Annotated in this window: 18 protein-coding genes; 6 read left to right on the top strand and 12 right to left on the bottom strand. The window is 60.4% G+C overall.

The window, feature by feature from the left end; translation table 11 throughout:
* Positions 1–53: 53 nt before the first annotated feature.
* Positions 54–2,888 carry an excinuclease ABC subunit UvrA gene (gene uvrA / locus C1X29_RS01250; RefSeq protein WP_085747593.1) on the bottom strand — a complete coding sequence of 945 codons (2,835 nt, stop codon included), beginning with the start codon at positions 2,886–2,888 and terminating at the stop codon, positions 54–56.
* 191 nt (positions 2,889–3,079) lie between these two features.
* Here uvrA and C1X29_RS01245 point away from each other — a divergent pair, with 191 nt between their 5' ends.
* Together C1X29_RS01245 and C1X29_RS01240 are read left to right on the top strand one after the other, a co-directional pair.
* Positions 3,080–4,477 carry an MFS transporter gene (locus C1X29_RS01245; protein ID WP_102716684.1) on the top strand — a complete coding sequence of 466 codons (1,398 nt, stop codon included), beginning with the start codon at positions 3,080–3,082 and terminating at the stop codon, positions 4,475–4,477.
* Positions 4,478–4,486: 9 nt separating this feature from the next.
* Positions 4,487–5,005 carry a single-stranded DNA-binding protein gene (locus C1X29_RS01240; RefSeq protein ID WP_003228709.1) on the top strand — a complete coding sequence of 173 codons (519 nt, stop codon included), beginning with the start codon at positions 4,487–4,489 and terminating at the stop codon, positions 5,003–5,005.
* Between the two features lie 76 nt (positions 5,006–5,081).
* Here the strand turns inward: C1X29_RS01240 and C1X29_RS01235 are convergent, their stop codons facing one another.
* From C1X29_RS01235 to C1X29_RS01205, 7 genes are all read right to left on the bottom strand, one after another.
* Positions 5,082–6,239, bottom strand: coding sequence for a glutathionylspermidine synthase family protein (locus C1X29_RS01235; RefSeq protein WP_085747595.1), 1,158 nt, complete (start codon positions 6,237–6,239; stop codon positions 5,082–5,084).
* A gap of 2 nt (positions 6,240–6,241) precedes the next feature.
* Positions 6,242–6,934, bottom strand: a complete 693-nt coding sequence (locus tag C1X29_RS01230) for a DUF1190 domain-containing protein (protein WP_085609134.1) — start codon at positions 6,932–6,934, stop codon at positions 6,242–6,244.
* Positions 6,935–6,951: 17 nt separating this feature from the next.
* Entirely contained in the window at positions 6,952–7,377 is a 426-nt protein-coding gene (locus tag C1X29_RS01225) for a DUF350 domain-containing protein (protein ID WP_007955627.1), read from the bottom strand.
* 13 nt (positions 7,378–7,390) lie between these two features.
* On the bottom strand, positions 7,391–8,041 hold the full coding sequence (locus C1X29_RS01220) for a DUF2491 family protein (RefSeq protein ID WP_085747596.1): 651 nt from the start codon (positions 8,039–8,041) through the stop codon (positions 7,391–7,393).
* 125 nt (positions 8,042–8,166) lie between these two features.
* Positions 8,167–8,865, bottom strand: coding sequence for a PspA/IM30 family protein (locus tag C1X29_RS01215; protein ID WP_102716683.1), 699 nt, complete (start codon positions 8,863–8,865; stop codon positions 8,167–8,169).
* A 17-nt stretch (positions 8,866–8,882) separates the two neighbouring features.
* Complete coding sequence (locus tag C1X29_RS01210; protein ID WP_085747598.1) at positions 8,883–9,551, bottom strand: YjfI family protein; 669 nt, start codon at positions 9,549–9,551, stop codon at positions 8,883–8,885.
* Between the two features lie 153 nt (positions 9,552–9,704).
* Positions 9,705–10,259, bottom strand: a complete 555-nt coding sequence (locus tag C1X29_RS01205; protein WP_102686406.1) for a cysteine hydrolase family protein — start codon at positions 10,257–10,259, stop codon at positions 9,705–9,707.
* A 101-nt stretch (positions 10,260–10,360) separates the two neighbouring features.
* On the opposite strand from C1X29_RS01205, the gene C1X29_RS01200 reads away from it, so the two are divergent.
* The 4 genes from C1X29_RS01200 to C1X29_RS01185 all read left to right on the top strand — a co-directional run bounded on the left by C1X29_RS01200 (position 10,361) and on the right by C1X29_RS01185 (position 16,939).
* Positions 10,361–11,335, top strand: coding sequence for a GlxA family transcriptional regulator (locus C1X29_RS01200; protein WP_102716682.1), 975 nt, complete (start codon positions 10,361–10,363; stop codon positions 11,333–11,335).
* A gap of 71 nt (positions 11,336–11,406) precedes the next feature.
* Positions 11,407–14,814: a hypothetical protein gene (locus C1X29_RS01195; protein WP_102716681.1), complete on the top strand. Its 3,408-nt coding sequence runs from the start codon at positions 11,407–11,409 to the stop codon at positions 14,812–14,814.
* A gap of 270 nt (positions 14,815–15,084) precedes the next feature.
* Complete coding sequence (locus C1X29_RS01190) at positions 15,085–16,191, top strand: DUF3182 family protein (RefSeq protein ID WP_102716680.1); 1,107 nt, start codon at positions 15,085–15,087, stop codon at positions 16,189–16,191.
* Complete coding sequence (locus C1X29_RS01185) at positions 16,181–16,939, top strand: S9 family peptidase (RefSeq protein WP_007955615.1); 759 nt, start codon at positions 16,181–16,183, stop codon at positions 16,937–16,939. The genes C1X29_RS01190 and C1X29_RS01185 overlap by 11 nt, the downstream gene beginning before the upstream one ends.
* On the opposite strand, the gene C1X29_RS01180 is transcribed toward C1X29_RS01185, so the two are convergent.
* Genes C1X29_RS01180 through C1X29_RS01165 form a run of 4 tightly spaced genes read right to left on the bottom strand, consistent with a single transcriptional unit; the run spans position 16,927 to position 20,928 of the window.
* Positions 16,927–17,928: a lysylphosphatidylglycerol synthase domain-containing protein gene (locus C1X29_RS01180; protein ID WP_102716679.1), complete on the bottom strand. Its 1,002-nt coding sequence runs from the start codon at positions 17,926–17,928 to the stop codon at positions 16,927–16,929. The two genes, C1X29_RS01185 and C1X29_RS01180, sit on opposite strands and share 13 nt — an antisense overlap.
* Positions 17,925–19,211: a cardiolipin synthase ClsB gene (clsB, locus tag C1X29_RS01175; protein ID WP_085747603.1), complete on the bottom strand. Its 1,287-nt coding sequence runs from the start codon at positions 19,209–19,211 to the stop codon at positions 17,925–17,927. The genes C1X29_RS01180 and clsB overlap by 4 nt, the downstream gene beginning before the upstream one ends.
* Entirely contained in the window at positions 19,208–20,005 is a 798-nt protein-coding gene (locus C1X29_RS01170; RefSeq protein ID WP_102716678.1) for an endonuclease/exonuclease/phosphatase family protein, read from the bottom strand. The genes clsB and C1X29_RS01170 overlap by 4 nt, the downstream gene beginning before the upstream one ends.
* Positions 20,002–20,928: a DUF72 domain-containing protein gene (locus C1X29_RS01165; RefSeq protein WP_102716677.1), complete on the bottom strand. Its 927-nt coding sequence runs from the start codon at positions 20,926–20,928 to the stop codon at positions 20,002–20,004. The genes C1X29_RS01170 and C1X29_RS01165 overlap by 4 nt, the downstream gene beginning before the upstream one ends.
* Positions 20,929–21,008 lie beyond the last annotated feature (80 nt).

The raw sequence follows: 21,008 nt of genomic DNA, 5'->3' as shown, positions 1-21,008 counted from the left end.
CAAAAAAGCCCCTGTCACTGATGAAGTGGCAGGGGCTTTTTCATGCCCGGCGATCAGGCCCGATCGCGGAGCAACAGCGGCTTGAGGTAATGGCCGGTGTGAGACTGTTTCATCTCGGCCACTTCCTCCGGCGTGCCGGTGGCGATGATCTGCCCACCTTTCGAGCCACCCTCGGGGCCGAGATCCACTAGCCAGTCGGCGGTCTTGATCACGTCGAGGTTGTGCTCGATCACCACCACGGTGTTGCCGTGGTCGCGCAGGCGATGCAGTACGTCGAGCAATTGCTGGATATCCGCGAAGTGCAGACCGGTGGTCGGCTCGTCGAGGATATACAGAGTCTTGCCGGTATCGCGCTTGGACAGCTCGCGGGACAACTTGACCCGCTGGGCCTCACCGCCGGACAGCGTGGTCGCCGACTGCCCGAGCTTGATGTACGAAAGCCCCACGTCCATCAGCGTTTGCAGTTTGCGCGCGAGCGCCGGCACCGCGTCGAAGAACTCCCGCGCTTCCTCGATGGTCATCTCGAGGGTTTCGTGGATGCTCTTGCCCTTGTATTTGATCTCCAGTGTTTCGCGGTTGTAGCGCTTGCTCTTGCACACGTCGCACGGAACGTAGATGTCCGGCAGGAAGTGCATTTCCACCTTGATCAGACCGTCGCCCTGGCAGGCTTCGCAACGACCACCCTTCACGTTGAACGAGAAACGCCCCGGGCCGTAACCACGGGAGCGGGACTCTGGCACGCCGGCGAACAGTTCGCGGATTGGCGTGAACAGCCCGGTATAGGTTGCCGGGTTGGAGCGTGGTGTACGGCCGATTGGGCTCTGGTCGATGTCGACAACCTTGTCCAGATGTTCCAGGCCTTTGATGCTGTCGTGGGCTGCGGCTTCCAGGGTGGTCGCGCCATTGAGTGCCGTTGCGCTCAGCGGGAACAGCGTGTTGTTGATCAGCGTCGATTTGCCGGAGCCGGAAACGCCGGTCACGCAGGTCAGCAGGCCGATCGGGATTTCCAGGTCAACGTTGCGCAGGTTGTTGCCACGCGCACCCTTGAGCGCCAGCACCTGTTTCTTGTTGCGCGGCGTGCGCTTGGCCGGCACTTCAATCTTCACCCGACCCGACAGGTATTTACCGGTCAGCGAGTCCGGGTGTGCCATGACTTCGTCCGGCGTGCCTTCGGCGACGATCTGCCCGCCATGAACCCCGGCGCCCGGCCCGATATCCACTACGTAGTCAGCGAGACGAATCGCGTCTTCGTCATGCTCGACCACGATCACCGTATTGCCGATGTCGCGCAGGTGCTTGAGGGTGCCGAGCAGGCGGTCATTGTCGCGCTGGTGCAGGCCAATGGACGGCTCGTCGAGGATGTACAGAACACCCACCAGGCCCGCGCCGATCTGGCTGGCCAGACGAATCCGCTGTGCCTCGCCGCCAGATAGCGTGTCGGCACTGCGATCCAGCGACAGATAGTCGAGACCGACATTGACCAGGAATTGCAGGCGCTCGCGGATTTCCTTGAGAATCTTGTCGGCGATCTCGCCACGGCGCCCGGTCATCTTCAGCGCGCCGAAGTAATCGCAAGCGTCGCCGATCGGCAGGTTGGTCACCGCCGGCAGGGTTTTCTCGCCGACCCACACGTGTCGCGCTTCGCGACGCAGGCGGGTGCCACGGCAATCCGGGCAGGACTGGGTGCTGAGGAACTTCGCCAGTTCTTCGCGAACGCTCGCCGATTCGGTTTCGCGGTAGCGGCGTTCGAGATTCGGCACGATGCCTTCGAACGGGTGCGAGCGCTTGACGATGTCGCCCCGGTCGTTGAGGTATTTGAAATCGACGTTCTGCGAGCCGCTGCCGTGCAGGATGTACTTCTGCTGGTCGGCCGGCAGCTCGTTGAACGGCTGCTCCAGGCTGAAGCCGTAATGCGCGGCCAGCGAGCCGAGCATCTGGAAGTAATAGACGTTGCGCCGATCCCAGCCACGAATCGCGCCCTCGGCCAGCGTGAGTTCACCGTTGACCAGTCGCTTGATGTCGAAGAACTGCTTCACGCCCAGACCGTCGCAGGTCGGGCAGGCGCCGGCCGGGTTGTTGAAGGAAAACAGCTTGGGTTCCAGCTCGCTGATCGCGTGGCCGCAGATCGGGCAGGCGAAGCGCGCGGAGAAAATCATCTCTTCGCCTGGCTCGTCGTCCATCGGCGCCACCAGCGCGATGCCGTCCGCCAGCTTCAGCGCGGTCTCGAAGGATTCCGCCAGACGCTGCTGCAGGTCGGCGCGAACCTTGAAACGGTCGACCACGACTTCAATCGTGTGCTTCTTCTGTTTATCCAGTTTCGGCAGTTCGTCCAACTCGCAGAGCCGGCCGTTGACCCGGGCCCGGACGAAGCCCTGGGCGCGCAGTTCTTCGAACACCGACAGATGCTCGCCCTTGCGCTCGCGAATCACCGGCGCCAGCAGCATCAGCTTGCTGCCTTCCGGCTGGGCCAGCACCAGGTCGACCATCTGGCTGACGGTCTGGGCTTCCAGCGGAATGTCGTGATCCGGGCAGCGCGGCGTACCGACGCGTGCATAAAGCAGACGCAGGTAGTCGTAGATTTCAGTGATGGTGCCGACCGTGGAACGCGGGTTGTGCGAGGTCGACTTCTGTTCGATGGAGATCGCCGGCGACAGGCCTTCGATGGTGTCGACGTCGGGTTTTTCCATCATCGATAGGAACTGCCGGGCATAGGCCGACAGGGATTCGACATAGCGGCGCTGACCTTCGGCGTACAGCGTGTCGAAGGCCAGGGACGACTTGCCGGATCCGGACAGGCCGGTGATGACGATCAGCTTGTCCCGTGGCAGGGTCAGGTCGATGTTCTTCAGGTTGTGGGTGCGGGCCCCACGAATCAGGATCTTGTCCAAAATGGCCTCGCTCGGCGGGCGTCGAAAACACAGGAGTATACGGCCAAATACTGGATGGATGCACACTATCAAGTGATGGGTTTTTTGCCTTACATGAAGAGAGTTTCATCTGTACGCGTCAAAGCGTCGCGATATACCCCGTCTCTCGATGGGACTGGTAGAATCGCCGCCGGTTCACACGAGGTTTTTCCATGCACGATCCCCACAGCGAACGCATGAGTGGCAGCGAGACCCGCGCGGCGAGCGGTCTGGCCCTGGTGTTCGCCTTCCGTATGCTTGGCATGTTCATGGTGTTGCCGGTACTGGCGACCTACGGCATGGATCTGGCGGGAGCGACCCCGGCCCTGATCGGGCTGGCGATCGGCGCTTACGGCCTGACCCAGGCGATTTTCCAGATTCCGTTCGGGATCATTTCCGACCGCATCGGTCGCCGTCCGGTGATTTACCTGGGGCTGATCGTCTTCGCCCTCGGCAGCGTGCTGGCGGCTCAGGCCGATTCGATCTGGGGCGTGATTGCCGGGCGGATCCTGCAGGGCGCCGGCGCTATTTCTGCGGCGGTCATGGCCTTGCTCTCCGACCTGACCCGCGAGCAGCACCGCACCAAGGCCATGGCCATGATCGGCATGACCATCGGCCTGTCGTTCGCCGTGGCGATGGTGGTCGGCCCGCTGCTGACCCGTGCATTCGGCTTGTCCGGCCTGTTCCTCGCCACCTGTGGCATGGCACTGGTCGGGATCGTGATCGTGATGTTCATGGTGCCGAAATCCACCGGGCCGTTGAGCCACCGCGAGTCTGGCGTTGCACGTCAGGCGTTGATGCCGACGCTCAAGCACCCGGACCTGCTGCGGCTGGACCTGGGCATTTTTGTGTTACATGCGATGTTGATGTCGAGCTTCGTCGCACTGCCTTTGGCGTTGGTTGAAAAGGCCGGTCTGCCCAAGGAACAGCACTGGTGGGTCTACCTCACCGCACTGCTGATTTCTTTCTTCGCCATGATCCCGTTCATTATCTACGGCGAGAAGAAACGCAAAATGAAACGAGTTTTGCTCGGCGCCGTGATGACGCTGATGCTCACTGAGCTATTCTTCTGGCAGTTCGGTGACAGCCTGCGGGCTCTGGTGATCGGGACTGTGGTGTTCTTCACCGCGTTCAATCTGCTGGAAGCTTCGCTGCCGTCGCTGATCAGCAAGGTTTCACCGGCAGGTGGCAAAGGCACGGCCATGGGCGTGTACTCCACCAGTCAGTTCCTCGGTTCGGCACTCGGCGGTATTCTCGGCGGCTGGATGTTCCAGCATGGCGGTCTGTCGGTTGTGTTCCTCGGATGTGCCGGGCTGGCTGCACTTTGGCTGGCCTTTGCTGTTACCATGCGCGAACCTCCCTACGTGACGAGCCTGCGCCTGCCGTTGTCGCCCGAAGCGATCCGCGAAGCGGGTCTGGTCGAGCGTCTCAAGGCCCTCGTAGGGGTAACTGATGCAGTGATAGTCGCTGATGAAGCGGCGATCTACATCAAACTGGACACCGAATTAATGGATCGCACCACTCTCGAACGCCTGGTGAACAACCCGGCGCAGACTGCGTGCGAAGCCTAGGAGAACGTTATGGCCCGTGGGGTTAACAAAGTCATTCTGGTCGGTACTTGCGGCCAGGATCCCGAAGTACGCTACCTGCCCAACGGTAACGCCGTGACCAACCTGAGTCTGGCGACCAGCGAGCAGTGGACCGACAAGCAGACCGGTCAGAAGGTCGAGAAGACCGAGTGGCACCGCGTATCGATGTTCGGCAAGGTTGCCGAAATCGCCGGCGAATACCTGCGCAAGGGTTCGCAGGTTTACATCGAAGGCAAGCTGCAGACCCGTGAGTGGGAAAAAGACGGTATCAAGCGTTATACCACTGAAATCGTGGTCGACATGCAAGGCACCATGCAACTGCTCGGCGGCCGTCCACAACAGGGCGACCAACAAGGCGGTGGCAACAACTACCAGCAGCAGGCGCCACGCCAGCAGGCTCCGCGTCCGCAGCAGTCGGCACCTCAGCAGCGTTCGGCCCCGGCTCCACAGCAGGCCGCACCGCAACCGGCTCCGGATTTCGACAGCTTCGATGACGACATTCCGTTCTGATTCGCTGCTGTATCCGCGCTAAACAAAAAAGGCCCGTCGCTGAATGCGACGGGCCTTTTTCATGCACGCAGGTTTTTCAATCAAGGATCAGATGTGGCAGAAACCGGCTCGAATCCTTGGTGATAAGGCTGTTGTCTTCGCGTACGCCAATCCCCGCCGCCTGATCACCGATTACCCATGAACCGATCAACGTGTAGCTGTCGTCGAACTTCGGCAAAGGGGCAAACTCCTGCAGGATGAAGGGCGCGTCGGTGTAGGGCCCATCCTCTTTGACGATCAGACCTTCGGCGGTCTGCAGCTCGATGTTGGCGCCTTCCCGAGAGAAGTACGGTTTGCGTACCCAACCCTTTGGCACCGCGCTGCCCGGGTTCGGGTCGAGGTGCGCGGCGAGCAGATTCGGGTGGCCCTTGTGAAACTCCCATAGCAGGGGCAGGGCGCCCTTGTTGGAGAGGATCGACTTCCACGCCGGTTCGAAAAACTGCGTGTCGCACTCGGCAATCGCCGCGCCGAACGGCTCGTGGAAGATGAATTCCCAGGCGTGCAGTTTAAACAGGTGCGGGATCCAGCGATCTTCGAGATCCACGAAGCGGCCGTCAGCGCTCAGGCCGATGTCTTCAATATCGATGTGCCGCGATTCGATGCCGACCTTCTCTGCGATCAGCCGCAGATAATCCGTGGTGCCCTTGTCTTCGACCGAGTCTTTCATCGAGGCGAAGTAAAACGGCCGCTTCAGTTTCAGTTGAGCAAAGGCTTCGTGCAGCCGGGTGTCGATGCTGTTGAACTGGTCGGCATGGCGCGGCAGCATTCCGCGCTCGATGCATTGCTCCAGCCAGCCCCACTGGAACGCCGCCGCTTCATAAAGGCTGGTGGGCGTGTCGTAGTTGAGTTCGAGCAGCTTCGCAGGGCCGTTGCCGCTGTAGGAGAAGTCCATGCGCCCGTACAGATGCGGATGACCTTCCAGCCAGGACGTTCGGATCATGTCGTAGTACGGTGCCGGAATGCTCAGACGATCCAGCAGTTCTTCGCTGTGCACGACGCGGTCGACCAGATCCATGCACATCTCGTGCAACTCGGTGGTCGGATCCTCCAGATCGTTTTCGATCTGCGCGAGCGTGAACTGGTAGTAGGCGCGCTCGTCCCAGTACGGCTCGTCGTCGATGGTATGAAACAGAAAACCGAGGCTTTCAGCGGTCTGTTTCCAGTCGTGGCGCTCGGCGCAGTGGATCTTCTTCATGGTCAGCTGCTCGAACGGCCCCAGCCGCCCCAACCGCTGCGTGCGCTGGACTGGCTGCCGAAACCGCCACGGGAAGTGGACGAGGCGACGTTGACCGGTTTGCGGTAATCGCTGTCGTAGTCCCGCTGGCTGCGGCTCGGTGCCGACTCGATTCGACGGTTCAGCGTCGAGGTGTCGTAGGTCTGGCGGGTATTGCGCTCACGATAAACCGGCCGCGAGTCGCTCGCGCGGTTGTTGCTCATGGCATTGCCGATCAGCCATCCGGTGAGCCAGCCGTTGCCTGCACCGCTGGATGAGTGCGAGGTACTTGTCTGATTGCTCTGCACGGCAGCCGCATCACCCGCCGGCATCTGTGCATTGGCGATCGCATCGAGGTTCTGCGCCGGCTCACCGTCCTGCGGCACCTTGAAGCCACCGAGTTTCGGCACGAAACGGCCGGCGGAATTTTTCTGACACCAGTCAGCAGCAAAGTCCGCGTCGCAGGCAGCCTTGTCGTCGTAGGCCGGGGAGATCCGCCGGTGTTCGGCCAGGGCGGCGACGTAGGCATTCGAGCAGACATCCGGCGCCAGTTCGGCGTCGACGCATTGTTCGACACTCTGGAAGTTGCGTTGCTGTTCCTGGGCGGCCACTTCACCGGAAATCGCCAGGGCCACCGAAGCGGCCAGCGACAGTTGAACGTACTTGCTTCGTTTCATCTCAGGCTTCCTGCCGATCAGTAGGACGGGGTCATGCACGCGGCGTTGAGCATGCCGACGCTGATTGCCACCGCCGCCACATAAATGCCCGCGGCGATTTCACCGTTGGCGATGCGTTGGGACGTGCCTTTGAGCACCAGCCCGGTCGCCAGGAAGGCCAGCAATTGCACCACAGCCGCGATCACCGCCCAGAGCACGAAGTCGAGCACGTTGATCGAATGGGCGATCACGTTGCTCGCCGGAATCGCGAAGCCGATGATCGCGCCGGACAGGGCAATGGCGGCGGCGACGTTGCCGGAACGAATCAGCTCGAATTCCTTGTGCGGCGTGACGCGGGTGTAGACGAACTGAAACAGCATGAACAGCAGCACGGCGCCGATCAGGTAGGCAACGAAACCGACCAGCGCGGCTTTGTTCAGGGAAATGGACAACGCTTCCAGCATGGAAAACTTCCTTTTAGATAGTGCTCAAATCGGTGGTGTACAGCGAGATGCCCAGCGAGGTGCTCAGGCTGACGGTGCCTTCTTCGTCCTGTTCGACGGAGAACAGCAAGAGCTCGCGGCGATCGGTCAGGCCGGTCTCGCGGGCGTAGAGCATCGAGTGATGGTTGATGGTGTAGGACTCGTCGGGGTTGATCACCTGTTCGGTGAGCGGCACCAGTTCGGTCTGGCCACGTTCGGTGCCCCATTCACGAGTGTATTCGACACCTTCGTGGCGGTAGGTCGGCAGGCCGATCAGGCTGTTCGGGCCGGCCAGGCGCTGCAGTTCGGCGTCACTGTTGACCGTCACATAGCTGACGTAATTGAACAGCGTCACCGACTCGATCTGGTCGTCGCCGGTGACATGGACTTGTACCCAGAATTCTTCATCGTTCAGATAGTAGCGATGCAGTTTGTTCGACTGACCGAGGTCGATCCAGCCGGCGCTCCAGATGGCCTGGGCGTCGGGAACACGTACCGAGGTGCTGCCGTCGAGCAACAGGCCGAGGGTCGTGTCGAAGCGGATCGCCTTGCCCTGCGCCAGTCCGAGCGGGCCACCGGCAGACTCGGAGGTCGACGCCGCCGACTGCCGGTTGCTGGTGCCGAGCAAATCTTTGAACCATCCCATGGGTACATTCCTTGAAGCGGGTGGAGGTATTCGTTGGCAAAACGCCGCTAGTGTACCGGGCCGCGCGGCGAACGAGCAGGCAAAAAAAAGAAGGGCACGCGGTGCCCTTCTTTTTCTGGCCGCCGTTACTGGGCGGACTTCTGCTTCAGACGCTCGAGGATGGCGTTGGCGCTGCCTTCGTTCGGCGTGATGCCGGCTTCGCGCAGCTTGCGGTCCAGGTCGTTGCCGGTCGTGGCATCGGCCAGTTCGTCCTGAGCATTCAGCTCGGCGGCACGTTGCTTTTGCTTTTCCTGCAGACGGTTCAGGGTGCCGACGGCGGTTTCCAGTTTGCCGTTGGCGCCGCCGCTGGCGATCGAAGCGCTGACCTGAGCCTTCTGCACGCTTTCGCGGGCCTTGGCCATGTCCACTTGCTGGCGCAGGCTCTTGATCCGCGCTTCGGCCTTGTTGATGTCCTTGCGCATGTTGTCGGCGTAGGTGCCGAACTCGTCGCTCTGGGCCTTCTCGGTGGTCAGGTCGTTGGTCAGGGTCGAAATTGCTTCGGCCACTTCCATCGCCAGATCTTCGCGGCCGGCGTTCAGGGCGAAAACAGCCTTGGCTTCCAGGTCCTTGATCTTGGCGTCGTACTCGCTCACGCGGTCGGCGGACAGCTTGTGCTTGGCCATGATGGTGACCAGTTCGCGACGGGCGTTGGACAGGGCGCTGTCGGCGTCACGGATTTCCTGATCGAGGATGCGCAGGGCCTGTTGGTCAACGATCGCTTCGCCGACTTCATTGGCGCCGCCGCGCAGCGCGGTGAACAACTTGTTCCAGATGGACTGAGTCATTGGATTTTCCCTGTTGATTACTTGAAGAAGTGTTCGAAGGCTTCGCTGGCGCGCTGCACGTTGTCGACCAGGGTTTTCACCTCGGTGACTACGTTGGTCAGGCTCGAATCGGCACTCAGTGCACCGAACATGTTGTAGACGGTCTGGCCATTGGGCATGGTTTCGATGCCGATCGACGACAGCGGGAACATTTCCCGGCTGCGCAGCACGGCGTCGTTGAACGCGCGTACGTCGGTGATCGAATCAATGTCCACCAGCACGGTGTCGACGATGATCTGCTGGCCGGCGATGGCGATGTGAATCGGCAGACCGCCGAATTCGTTCATTTCCAGCTTGAGGCTGGGTTCGGAGCTCTGGATCAGAGACAGCGTGATTTCTTGCGAAGCCACCTCGTCCAGCGCCTTGAAAGCGTTGTAGAGGCTATCGATGTTCCAGTTGTTGCCTGCGCTCATGTAATTCTCCGACATGAAAGAGCCAGCCAGAATCGGTTGGCGTAGCTGTTGCTCCATTTGCTTGAGCAAGCTTCGGTTTTCCGGAAGCACCCAAGTTTCGTGTTTCACATAACCGGCGGCAGCCAGGCCCGCGCGCATCTGCTTCATGTAGAAGCTCGACGGTTTTTTCGCGGACGGTGTCGAGCGCACTCCCTTTGGGCTCTCTGACGCTGTAGCGGGGGAGCGGCTTTTCATGGCGATGACTCCGTTATGAACATCTCACGCGTGAGCAACACTACAACCAAATCAAAATGCCATCAATGGCTCACGCGTGAGATTTTCATGACACGCGAAAAAACGCCCGCAACGAGGCGGGCGCAGGTTTTTCTGGTTGTATCAGAGCAGGGCTCAGTGGCTGGCGACGAGGAACTCGTCGGTGGACACCACGCTGGCGTAGGCAAACCCCAGCGCCGACATGAACGCCGCATGCACGTGGGCGGCGGGAACGGTCAGGCCGTTGAATTCCAGATCGCGGCTTGCGCAGGCATCGTGGATCACCGTGACGGTGTAACCCAGATCTGCCGCTGCGCGGGTGATGCCGTCGACGCACATGTGGCTCATGCTACCGACCACTACCAACTCTTTGATGCCTTGTTCATCGAGGATCGATTGCAGCTCTGTTTCGCGGAATGAATTGACGAAGTGCTTGAGCACTACCGGCTCATCGGCGCGGTTGAGCACTTTCGGATGCAGTTTCGCGCCTTCGGAGCCCGGGGTGAAAAACGGTGCTTCGGGCGAAGTGAATTCGTGGCGGATGTGCACCACCGAATCACCGGCCTCGCGGAACGCCGCGATCAACCGGGCGGCGTTGTCCGCTGCGGCGTCGGCACCGGCCAGCGGCCACTTGCCTTGGGGGAAGTAGTCGTTCTGGATATCGACTACGATGAGCGCTTGCTTGGCCATGGGTGTGTCCTCGAAGTGAACGTTGGGTGTGGGCTCAGTATTGGCGCTGGCCACGTTTTCGAGGATTGGCCGCACCGACAATACACAGGGGAAAACTGACAATGGACGCGAAACCGGCGGTCGTCGAACTGGGTGTGCTGATCTATCCCGGCGCGCAGATGGCGGCGGTGCATGGTTTGACTGACCTGTTCGCGGTGGCCAACCGGGTCGCTGCCGAGCACCAGAGTGCGCAGTTGCCGCGCTTGCGCGTCAGCCATTGGCAGGTTGAGGGCGATCAGCCGCCGGTACGGGTCCACGACAGCGACCCCGGCGCCGAAGCGGGTCTGGTGGCGGTCGTGATTCCGCCGTCCATTGGTGGTTTCTCGGCGGCCCAGGTGTCCGCCGGGTTGATTCACTGGCTGCGCGAGCAACACGCCCGCGGCGCCACCCTCGGCGGGGTGTGCGTGGGTTCTCTGCTGCTGGCCGAAAGCGGTCTGCTCGACGGTCGCAGCGCCACCACGCACTGGACGTCAGCCAAGGCGTTCGCCGAGCGTTATCCGCACATCAAACTCAAGGCCGACACACCGATTGTCGATGACGGCGACCTGATCACCACGGCCGGATTGATGGCCTGGTCGGAGCTGGGATTGCGGCTGGTCGATCGTCTGCTCGGGCCGAGCATCGCCAGCGCGACCGCGCGGTTCCTGGTGGTGGAACACAGCGACAGCGCCAGTGCCTGCGGCAGCAATTTCGCCCCGATCCTCAATCATGGCGACGCGGCGATTCTCAAGGTTCAGCACTGGCTGCAAGGCAATGGCGCGACCGATGTCTCACTGACGGCGATGGCCGAGCGCGCGGGCCTGGAAGAACGTACTTTCCTGCGCCGTTTCCGCGCGGCGACCGGCCTGAAACCCACCGAATACTGCCAGCACCTGCGGGTCGGCAAGGCCCGGGAAATGCTCGAGTTCACCAACGGCACCATCGACCACATTGCGTGGACGGTGGGCTATCAGGATCCGGGAGCCTTTCGCGCGACGTTCAAGAAAATCACCGGGCTGGCGCCGAGTGAATACCGCACGCGATTTGGTAGCATGTAGCTATCAGTAAGGCACTAACTCTGGTTTTCCGGCCTGCCCTCGCCTTTCAGGCAATGCCAACAAGGACGTAAATGAACAACTCCTTCGACAACAATTCGCGCGGTTCTGCTGGCGGCGCTGCCAGCACGGTAGGCGCCGTCTATGCAGGCTCGGTTGGCGCATGGTGCGCAGTTCAACTATTACTCGGCAAGGGGGTGTCGCTGCCTTGGAAGTTGAGCGACGAGCATAGTCTTGCCTCCATCACATGCGAGAGCTCGACTCATGTCGATGATCTTGTCTTGCAGCTCTTGCCTGAGGGTACTGTTTACATTCAGATCAAGCATGGGCTGAAGCTCGGCCCTGAGTTCGACAAGGCCATGGCTCAATTGGTCCGGCAGTTCTGGAGCGACAGCTTTTCCTGTACGAGAGATCGGCTCGTAATCGCTACCGACCAGTCAGCTTCTGACACGGTCAGGGTAGCGGTACGCAACATTTTGCGTACTTGCCACGATTTGGCGAGTGGTGCGGATCTTGAAGGCAGCGCTACGAGTGAAGTTACGAAAAAGGCTTTAAAGCGGCTCCGCACGTGTTTCGAAAATGAGTCGAAAGTACTTCAGAAGTCCGCGCAAGACATCACCCGTCGGTTCCGCGATTTTCTGGGCTGCACCCATCTCAGCATCTTTGAAACACTCGATGGATCTCAGGAATACCAAGCAATCGAAAGCCTGCGGCAGGTCGTCAATCCGCAGCAGGCCCGACAGGCCTGGACGTTATTGAATTCAACCTGTCTGGATATTGCGACGCTCAGAAAATCTTTGGACCGCTGGGGATTCTGGAGCGTTCTAGGACGTCATCAGATTGAGGTGTCTCATCGCCGTCTATCGCTGGCGGGCGTGCAGGTGCAACTTGAAGATGTCCTCAGGGGCATGACCGGGCAGCGGGTCGACGAGTTAACGGCGTTAGGGCACTTTGTTCCCGATCTGTATGTGCCGCGCGTGGAGCTCGACCAGCATTTTGTGGATTTTCGCGTCTCCTCAAGCAAATTGATGGTGATCAGTGGCGGTTCGGGCCAGGGAAAAAGCTGTTGGTGTGCACACCGTGGCAAAACGGCAGTGGACCGGCCGACATTGCTGATTGCCGCAGAAAGCCTTGAAGGCAGCGATGCGAGTCTGAATGCGACGCTGATTCGACTTGTCGGCCAGTACATTCGAGAACATGGCGGCCACCCATTGCCTACGGTCGAGCTTGTCGAGTGGCTCAACCACACAGACATTCTGGTCATCCTTGATGGCCTGGATCGGGCGCCTTCGTTCAGTCAGAGTTTAAGCCGATGGATGGACGCCACTCTTGCGCAACTGACGCAATCCAGGCTGCAAGTCATATTGACCGGGCGCCCGGAAACCATGATACGGCTCAGGTCCACTCTGGAGTTGTCGCCTTGTGTCTATCATCCGCAGAAGGATTTCTGGCAGGTGCAGCTCAAGGATTTTACCGGCGAGGAGGCTCGTACCGCTGCCGACCGTTTGGGTGATCCCGCGCTGGCTCAATACCCTCATCCGAGCATGATGTCGTTCTGCGCACAAATTCAGGAGCGCGGTGACGTTTTGCTGTCTGAGGTGCAAATTGTCGAGCGGTTTATCCTGCGGCGCATCAGCGAGGTGAATATCCGAGCGGACCTTCTCGATGAGCACCTGAGCCTTTTCATCGAGCTGTTGTCCAGAGCGCTGGCAGATTCGGAGCAGGGTGTGCTGAGTCGTAACGAAGTGCTCGCTATGCCTGGTTTCGACAGATTGGCCTATGAGGCACTCCGGCGCGGCAATTTTATCGTCGAGACGCAGGGTGTGCTGCGTGTCGAACCGGACAAGATTTCCGAGCGTCTGCAAGGCCGGTATTTGGATGTAAAACAAGCCATTACGGATATGGAGCAGCTGAAAGCCTTCCCGTTGAAAATGGGAGCGTTACGGTTTGCGTTGCTGGATTTGGCAATGCGCGATGAACATCAGGCCATCGAGCAATTGAAGCGACTGATCGAATATTCGAAGAGTCTGCAGATGTACATGGCTCGCGGTCTGGCCTGCTCGTTGTTTGAGGCACTGCCGGATTGGAGCTCGCTGGAACCTTTGGCGAGAGCGTTGGGGGAGGGCTCTGGCGGCAACAGTGTTCTGTTGTATCTCGGCTCCGGTAATGCCTTGATTGATCTATTGGGATCCGAGCGCTGGAGTGGTGAGCAAAGGCTTCGGCTGCTGTGGACACTGGCACCTACGGAGTCAGGCTATGACTGGCGCCCGAAACATTGGGAAAAGCGTTTCCGGGCTTCGCATTTTCATGTAACGCCTTGGCGTAAGCGAATGTTGGTTGTCTTGCAGGAACCTGAAGTTGATGCCTGGCATTTTCTAGTGGAGCGATTCGATTCGCAGCAGCCCTTCGAGGATTGCAATGAAGCGAATATGGGAGATCTCGCTCAAGGCTTGTTCTTCCTTGGGGCCGAAACTCGAATCTGGCCTGCGCTGCAGGCATTGGCACACTCCGAAAGTCGCAAGCAATTGCTGATGTTGCGGTTGATTGCCAGAGATTACAGCGATCAAGTGGCAGCCAGGATGGGACAGATATTGTCCTCTGGGTTGTTTAGTTTGAAGGACAAATACGAGTTGGCTCTCGGTCTTCAAGACAACGCGTCTACACCTGCAATCACGGCTGCGATGAACGACCTGTTGGCTGACAACGAGGATTCTGAGTTACAAGCAGTTTGCTTGCGAGGCGTGGGACGTGGTGGTGACATCGCTGCAATGCTGAAGTTGATCAATAGCCCACGCTTATGTGATTTCGATGTGGCTGTGTGCATGAGCTATTCGGGTGTGCAATTCCAGGCTTTTGCCCTCCGTATTTTCGAAAGGGCGTTGCAGCGTGAAGTCCCTGCACAGGTATTGAGCGGCTTTCACTATGGGTTGGGTAATCAAGATCAAGTGCTGGCTCAGTTCAAAGTGCTGGAACCTTTGTTCATGCAGGCTTTGCAGCAGTTACCCGAGGCAGTGATATCAATCTCTCCGATCGTTGAAACCTTCATTCGAATCGCGATTGACAGTCCCTTGGAATGGCACGGTTTGTTTGAGTTGACCGAGGCGGTCCTGCGCTCTACAGATGAGGGCGCGCGCAGGTACATCGTGTATGCATGTACATCGGAGGAGCTTGAGGCGCAGAGCGTGGAGGGTTTATGCCTGCGAACCCGGATCATCCAGACGCTGATAGAGCGAGAGACCGACGAGGAGAATCTGGAGCTTCTTGAGTTCAAACTCCTGACGGCTCTGATTGATAACCCGAGAGTGCCAGAGTGGCTCGGCGGATTGATGAGTAAACGTCCTGACATGCCTAGTGAACGTACGGTGATCCGTGCCGAACTTAGTGGAGTCGACGAACAAAGGATTGAGCGGATTTTAGAGAGGGCTCGATCCTTCGCCGGTACTTCCTCCGCTGTGCACACTGTTGGCGTGATTGACCAATAGCCACGTGTCAACCTGGCGGGTCTTCCTATGCAAGGGTGGACCCGCTCGTCAATCCGCAACGCCAGTCGAAAAGCATGGGCCACAGCTGTCCTTGATTGAATTCGTGCAAAATGCAGGACATATCAGGGCAGTCGTGCAAAACAGACAAGGCCAGATGCCATCGCCTATCCCTCAATCTACTGATTACATATATCTTTTTTCATCAGCGACCGTTGGCCTGATCTCTGCACTCTCTGACCTACACTCATCGAGCCGTTGGAAGGGGGACGCATGGCCCCGACACCTCGCAACAAAATAGTGGTCGCCCACTCGGTTCGACCCGGCGCGCCACAGCATGAAGTGCAGACCAACAAGGCCCTCGCGCGATGGCTTGCGCAGATCCTCGGCCTCAAGTTCGGCGGCAGTTACGACGCTGAAAAACATCGAGGCCGAGACATTTACCTGTTGCCGACCCAGACCCTCGTCGGCGCCGCGGCCCGCGAATTGGGTGTGAGCGGCCCGGATGATCTGTGGGGCGGTTTCGTCGAGCACGATTTCATCTGCACCAAAGCCATCAGCCACGGTTTGCGCAGCCATCAGGCCCATGCGCCGCAAGGCTGGTCGCCACTGTTTTCCGAGCGGGTGCGCACCGTGGTGCTGGACGGGCTCAGCGTCTTTGCGCTGGAGGATGCGCGGCCCGCCGCCGAACATCTGTTGTACAGCGGACCGATCCGGATCAAGCCGATTCACGCCTGCGCCGGGCGCGGTCAGGAAGTGATCAAGAGCCTGGATGCATTCGACGAAATTCTCGCCCGACCCGAGGCCGGAGCACTGTTCGGCGATGGCGTGGTGCTGGAGCAGGATTTGAGTCAGGTGGTTACCCACAGCGTCGGTCAGTCGTTCATCGGCGACCTGGTGCTGAGTTACTGCGGTGATCAATACTTGACCGAGGACGCCCATGGCGAAGAGGTGTACGGCGGCTCGAATCTGCTGGTGGTGCAGGGCGGTTACGAGGATCTGCTGGCGCTGGATCTGCCCGACGACGTGCGTCTGGCCATTCAGCAGGCGCAGGTGTTCGACCGGGCGGCGGACGAAGCCTATCCGCGTTTCTATGCCTCGCGGCGCAATTACGACATCGCCCAGGGCCTGGACAGCGAAGGCCGGCCGCGCAGTGGCGTTCTCGAACAGTCCTGGCGCATGGGCGGCGCCAGCAGCGCGGAAGTGGCGGCGCTGCAAAGCTTCGTCAACGATCCTTCGATGCGCGCGATCCGCGTGTCATCGGTGGAAACCTATACCGATCAGGCCCTGCCAGCGGATGCCATCGAGGTGTATCGCGGGCCGGCCGAGAACAGCGACTTTCTCCTCAAATACGTAACGGTCAAATCCTATGACGGCTAGAAGCGAAAGCATTCAAATCGACATTGATGATGAACAGATGAGCGGGACGTTCCTCAGTCCCAAATCGAAAGTCCCCGGCGTGTTGTTCGTGCACGGCTGGGGCGGCAGTCAGGAGCGGGATCTGGAACGGGCCAAAGGCATCGCCGGCCTGGGTTGTGTGTGCCTGACGTTCGACCTGCGCGGGCACACCGGCGGCACCGGCATTCCGCTGAGCCGGGTCACCCGCGAAGACAATCTGCGTGACTTGCTGGCGGCCTACGACCGGCTGCTCGCCCATCCGGCGCTGGACACCTCGGCCATAGCGGTAGTGGGCACCAGCTACGGCGGTTATCTCGCCTCGATCCTCACCTCGCTGCGCCCGGTGCGCTGGCTGGCGCTGCGGGTGCCGGCGCTGTACCGCGACGAACAATGGCATACGCCAAAGCGCGATCTGGACAAGGCCGACCTGCGCGATTATCGCGGCACCTTGGTGCGCGCCGACAGCAACCGCGCCTTGCACGCCTGCTCGCAATTCACCGGGGACGTGCTGCTGGTGCAGTCGGAAACCGATGACTACGTGCCCCATGCGACGATCATGAGTTACCGCGCCGCATGCCAGCAGACCCATTCGCTGACCCACCGCATCATCGACGGCGCCGACCATGCCCTGAGCGATCCGACCTCGCAGCAGGCCTACACCTCGATCCTGGTCGACTGGATCACCGAGATGGTGGTGGGCGAGCGGTTGAGCATCATTCAGTCGCGCTGATCAGATTTGGGTTTCTTCTCGATCCGCAACGCCTTGGCCTTGGCTTCCACCACCAGGTACATCAGCACGGTAATCAGCAGCGGCAGCAGGAAATAGATCGCCCGATACGCCAGCAACCCCGCCACCAGACTGCCGCGCGAAGCCTCGTGTTGCAGCAGCGCCACGAACACCGCTTCCAGCACGCCGAGCCCGGCGGGAATGTGGGTGATGACCCCGGCAATCGCGCTGATCAACAGCACTCCGAGCACCAGCGGATAGTCGAGTTTGCTCGGCAGCAAGGTGAAAATCACGGCTGCCATGAGCGACCAGTTCAACGCCCCGAGCAGCAGTTGCAGGACCGCCATGCGCAGCGACGGCAGGTTGATTTCCACCCCGCGAATCGACCACTCGCGCCGCCGGGAAAACTGGCAGGCGACCAGATAGCCGACACTGACCAACAGCAGCAACACGCCAATGCCCTGCAACGCACCGCTGCTGATTTTCCAGCCCGGTGGCATGCGCACCAGCCCGCTGGCGAACACCACGCCGGCGATGGTCATGTAGCCGAACCAGTTGGTCGCCAGGCTCAGGCCGAGGATCTTGGCGATGTTGCTTTTGCTCACCCCGAGCCTCGAATACAACCGATAACGCATGGCGATCCCGCCGACCCACGCGCTCAAATTGAGGTTGAACGCATAGCTGATGACGCCCACCGGCAGGATCTGTTTCCACGTCAGGTCCTGATGAATGTAGGTGCGGCCGATCAGGTCGAAACTGGCGTACACCAGAAAGCTCAGCAGGGTCAGGCTGGAGGCGATGATCAGCGTGCGCACCTTGAAGTCGGCGAGAGTTTGCAGCACCTCGGCCCATTCGATGCGGCTGGCGAACATCGTCAGCAGCACGATCAGCGCGAGGAAAAACAGCAGGGTCAGCGGACGTTTCCAGCGGCTCCAGCGGGACTTGCCCGCCGGTGCCGGATGCACCGCCGCGTGGGCTTCGGAATGGCTCATGACGGATCGCTCCCGGCGGCGTGGGTGAAGGGTTTGAGCCGTGGCTTGTGCGCCGGCAGCCAGCCGGCCATCGCCGGGAAATGCCGCAGGAAGTGAAACACGAGAAAGCCCACGGTCATGTGCCAGATCCGCCCGCGCGGCGACTTCGCGGCGTCCATCGCCTTGCAGTGGTTGTGGCTGAGGTCTTCGAGGCGTTCGAACAAGTGGCGATTGAAGGCGCGGTCTCGGATCAGCACGTTGGCTTCCAGGTTCAGCGACAGGCTCAGCGGGTCGAGATTGCTCGAGCCGACGGTGCTCCATTCCTCGTCCACCAGCGCCACCTTGCCGTGCAGCGGCCGCTCGCAATATTCGTGAATCTGCACCCCGGCCTTGAGCAGGTAGTCGTAGGTCATGCGCGCGGCGAGTTTGGCCACTAGCATGTCCGGCTGCCCCTGCAGAATCAGCCGCACCTCAACCCCGCGCCGGGCTGCGTTGCGAATCTCGCGCAGCAGGCGATAGCCGGGAAAGAAGTAGGCGTTGGCGATCACCACCCGCCGTTGGGCGCGGCGCAGTACCTGCAAATAAACGTCTTCGATATCCGTGTGGTGCCGGTCGTTGTCGCGGAACACCAGACGCACCTGACCGTCGTGATCGTCGAACGCCATCTCGGCACGCCGTTGCCGGCGACGCTGCCACCAGAATCTCGCCCGTCCCGGTCGGCCGCTTTGCAGCAAAGCGAAATGATGGATGTCGGCCACTGCCGGGCCCTGAATTTCCACCGAATAATCCTGCTTCGCTTCAGGACCGAAATCGGCCAGGTGATCGCCGGAAAAATTGATCCCGCCAATGAATGCGACCAACCCGTCGACCACCACAATCTTGCGATGCAACCGCCGGAACCAGTTGGTGCGAATCCCCAGATGCTTGGGGGCCGGATCGAAGATTTGCAGATGCACGCCGGCTTCACTCAGCGCGGCGAGATAGCCGGTGCTCAGTTCGCCACAACCGAAGCCGTCGAGGCTGACGGTGGTGCGCACGCCACGCCGGGCGGCATCGATCAGGATCTCCTGCAATTCCTTGCCGACCTTGTCTTCGAAGACGATGAAGGTCTCCAGCAGGATTTCGCTTTTCGCCGCGCGCATCGCTTCGAACACCCGGGGGAAATATTCCTCGCCGTTTTCCAGCAGCTCGATCCGGTTGTTGCCCTGCCAGCGATACTCGACATCGACGGTGCCCGGCTCGCGCACGGGCGGGGTGATGCTGACGGGCTCCACAGCAGATTTCTCCAACGGTGCACTGCTCATAGTTCAATCTCCACCGATAGCGGTGCGTGGTCGGAAAGGTGTGACCAGGGACGGTTCGCCAGCACTTTTGGCTGACTGGCCTTGAGGTTGCGCACGTAGATCCGGTCCAGGCGCAGCAATGGCAGACGTGCGGGAAAGCTGCGCGCCGACCGGCCGTGATGCGCCGCAAATACTTCACGCAGGCCACAGGGTTCAAGCAAGGCATCGGCGCGCTGGCGCCAGTCGTTGAAATCACCGGCGACGATCACCGGCGCGTCATCAGGCAGTTCGGCCAGACGTTCTCGCAGCAGGCGCAGTTGATCGTTGCGATGGCTTTCGCGCAGGCCCAGATGGACGCAGATCGCATGCACTTCACGGTCATCTCCCGGCAGGCGCAGCACGCAGTGCAACAGGCCACGGTTTTCGTGGCCGCTGATCGAAACGTCGAGGTTGTCATGGCGCACGATCTGGAATTTCGACAGCACTGCATTGCCATGATCGCCCTCCGGATACACGGCGTTGCGCCCGTAGGCGAACTGCGGCCAGAGACTGTCCGCGAGAAATTCGTACTGCGGCATCGTCGGCCAATTGTTGTAGCGCTTGGGATGATGTTCGTGGGTGCCGTGGACTTCCTGGAGAAACACTACATCGGCGGACACGCTGCGCACCGCTTCGCGCAATTCCGGCAGGATGAAGCGCCGGTTCAGCGCGGTGAAACCCTTGTGGGTGTTGACCGTCAGCACGGTGAAACGGCGCACCGTGGTGATGACTGTGGACTGCTCGTCGGTGAAGCCGAGCGGCTCGGGAATGCTCATGCGAGTACCCCTTCGGCGGCTGGCTCACCGGGCACGGTTTCAAGGTTTTTATCCAGATCGAAACGCTGCAGGAGACTGCGGGCATCGAACGGCGCGCGGACCTTGATGTCGTTGTCGAAGTAGCAGAACACCTCGCGGGATTTACGGGTCCGAGGCTTCAGGCGCGGCGCGATCAAATGGGCGTCGCCCGGTTGCCGGCCGTGGTGCCAGGCGTCGATCCGCTCGGCCCAGCGTTGCAGGGCGGCACGGGTGTAACCGCTGGCGTAAAGTTCTTCGGCACCGTGCAGGCGCAGGTAGACGAAATCGCTGGTGAGGTCTTCGCGGTACGGCCATTTCCCGGCGGTGTCGGCGATCACCAGCGCGGTGTTGTAGCGTTTGAGCAGGCGCACGAAGTCGGGGTCGATGAAACTGTCGTTGCGGATTTCCACGGCATGGCGCAGCGGTTTTTTGCCGTAGGCCTTCAGGCTCGCGTGGCCGTGCAGGTGTGAGTCGTGCTGGCGGGCGAGGGCGGCGGCAGCCTGGGTGTCGTTGGGCAACTGGTCGAGAAAGGCTTCGAAACGCTCGGGGTCGAATGTGAAGTTGGGCGGGAACTGCCAGAGGATCGGGCCGAATTTTTCCTTCAATTCCAGCACCCCGGAGGCAAAGAAATTGGCCAGGGGTTTTTCGATATCGCGCAGGCGGCGGATGTGGGTGATGAAGCGCGGCGCCTTGATGCTGAACACGAAGTCATCCGGCGTTTCGGCGTACCACTGGGCGTAGCGTTCCGGCCGTTGCAGGGCGTAGAACGATCCGTTGATTTCGATGCTGTTGACCGCCCGTGAGGCGAACTGCAATTCGCGTTTCTGCGCCAGCCCCTTCGGGTAAAAGTCCCCGCGCCACGGGGCGTAACGCCAGCCTGAAATACCGATGTGAATCGTAGCCATGCCGCCTCCCGTCGAAAGTCCCCATACGGCCTCTGTCTGTGGATGACTGTGGGCGGTTCGGGAAAGTTTCGACGGGATTA

The organism is Pseudomonas sp. GW456-12-10-14-LB2 (genome assembly GCF_002884345.1).
Classification (GTDB): Bacteria; Pseudomonadota; Gammaproteobacteria; order Pseudomonadales; family Pseudomonadaceae; genus Aquipseudomonas; species Aquipseudomonas paraglycinae.
The sequence above is the reverse complement of the archived record's forward strand: the minus strand, read 5'-3'. Positions and strand labels throughout refer to the sequence as shown.

What these genes read in the sequence shown, in the direction of transcription:
- C1X29_RS01245 (WP_102716684.1), top strand. Translation starts at nt 3,080, where the DNA reads ATGCACGATCCCCACAGCGAACGCATGAGTGGCAGCGAGACCCGCGCG.
- C1X29_RS01240 (WP_003228709.1), top strand. Translation starts at nt 4,487, where the DNA reads ATGGCCCGTGGGGTTAACAAAGTCATTCTGGTCGGTACTTGCGGCCAG.
- C1X29_RS01235 (WP_085747595.1), bottom strand. Translation starts at nt 6,239, where the DNA reads ATGAAGAAGATCCACTGCGCCGAGCGCCACGACTGGAAACAGACCGCT.
- C1X29_RS01230 (WP_085609134.1), bottom strand. Translation starts at nt 6,934, where the DNA reads ATGAAACGAAGCAAGTACGTTCAACTGTCGCTGGCCGCTTCGGTGGCC.
- C1X29_RS01225 (WP_007955627.1), bottom strand. Translation starts at nt 7,377, where the DNA reads ATGCTGGAAGCGTTGTCCATTTCCCTGAACAAAGCCGCGCTGGTCGGT.
- C1X29_RS01220 (WP_085747596.1), bottom strand. Translation starts at nt 8,041, where the DNA reads ATGGGATGGTTCAAAGATTTGCTCGGCACCAGCAACCGGCAGTCGGCG.
- C1X29_RS01215 (WP_102716683.1), bottom strand. Translation starts at nt 8,865, where the DNA reads ATGACTCAGTCCATCTGGAACAAGTTGTTCACCGCGCTGCGCGGCGGC.
- C1X29_RS01210 (WP_085747598.1), bottom strand. Translation starts at nt 9,551, where the DNA reads ATGAAAAGCCGCTCCCCCGCTACAGCGTCAGAGAGCCCAAAGGGAGTG.
- C1X29_RS01205 (WP_102686406.1), bottom strand. Translation starts at nt 10,259, where the DNA reads ATGGCCAAGCAAGCGCTCATCGTAGTCGATATCCAGAACGACTACTTC.
- C1X29_RS01200 (WP_102716682.1), top strand. Translation starts at nt 10,361, where the DNA reads ATGGACGCGAAACCGGCGGTCGTCGAACTGGGTGTGCTGATCTATCCC.
- C1X29_RS01195 (WP_102716681.1), top strand. Translation starts at nt 11,407, where the DNA reads ATGAACAACTCCTTCGACAACAATTCGCGCGGTTCTGCTGGCGGCGCT.
- C1X29_RS01190 (WP_102716680.1), top strand. Translation starts at nt 15,085, where the DNA reads ATGGCCCCGACACCTCGCAACAAAATAGTGGTCGCCCACTCGGTTCGA.
- C1X29_RS01185 (WP_007955615.1), top strand. Translation starts at nt 16,181, where the DNA reads ATGACGGCTAGAAGCGAAAGCATTCAAATCGACATTGATGATGAACAG.
- C1X29_RS01180 (WP_102716679.1), bottom strand. Translation starts at nt 17,928, where the DNA reads ATGAGCCATTCCGAAGCCCACGCGGCGGTGCATCCGGCACCGGCGGGC.
- clsB (WP_085747603.1), bottom strand. Translation starts at nt 19,211, where the DNA reads ATGAGCAGTGCACCGTTGGAGAAATCTGCTGTGGAGCCCGTCAGCATC.
- C1X29_RS01170 (WP_102716678.1), bottom strand. Translation starts at nt 20,005, where the DNA reads ATGAGCATTCCCGAGCCGCTCGGCTTCACCGACGAGCAGTCCACAGTC.
- C1X29_RS01165 (WP_102716677.1), bottom strand. Translation starts at nt 20,928, where the DNA reads ATGGCTACGATTCACATCGGTATTTCAGGCTGGCGTTACGCCCCGTGG.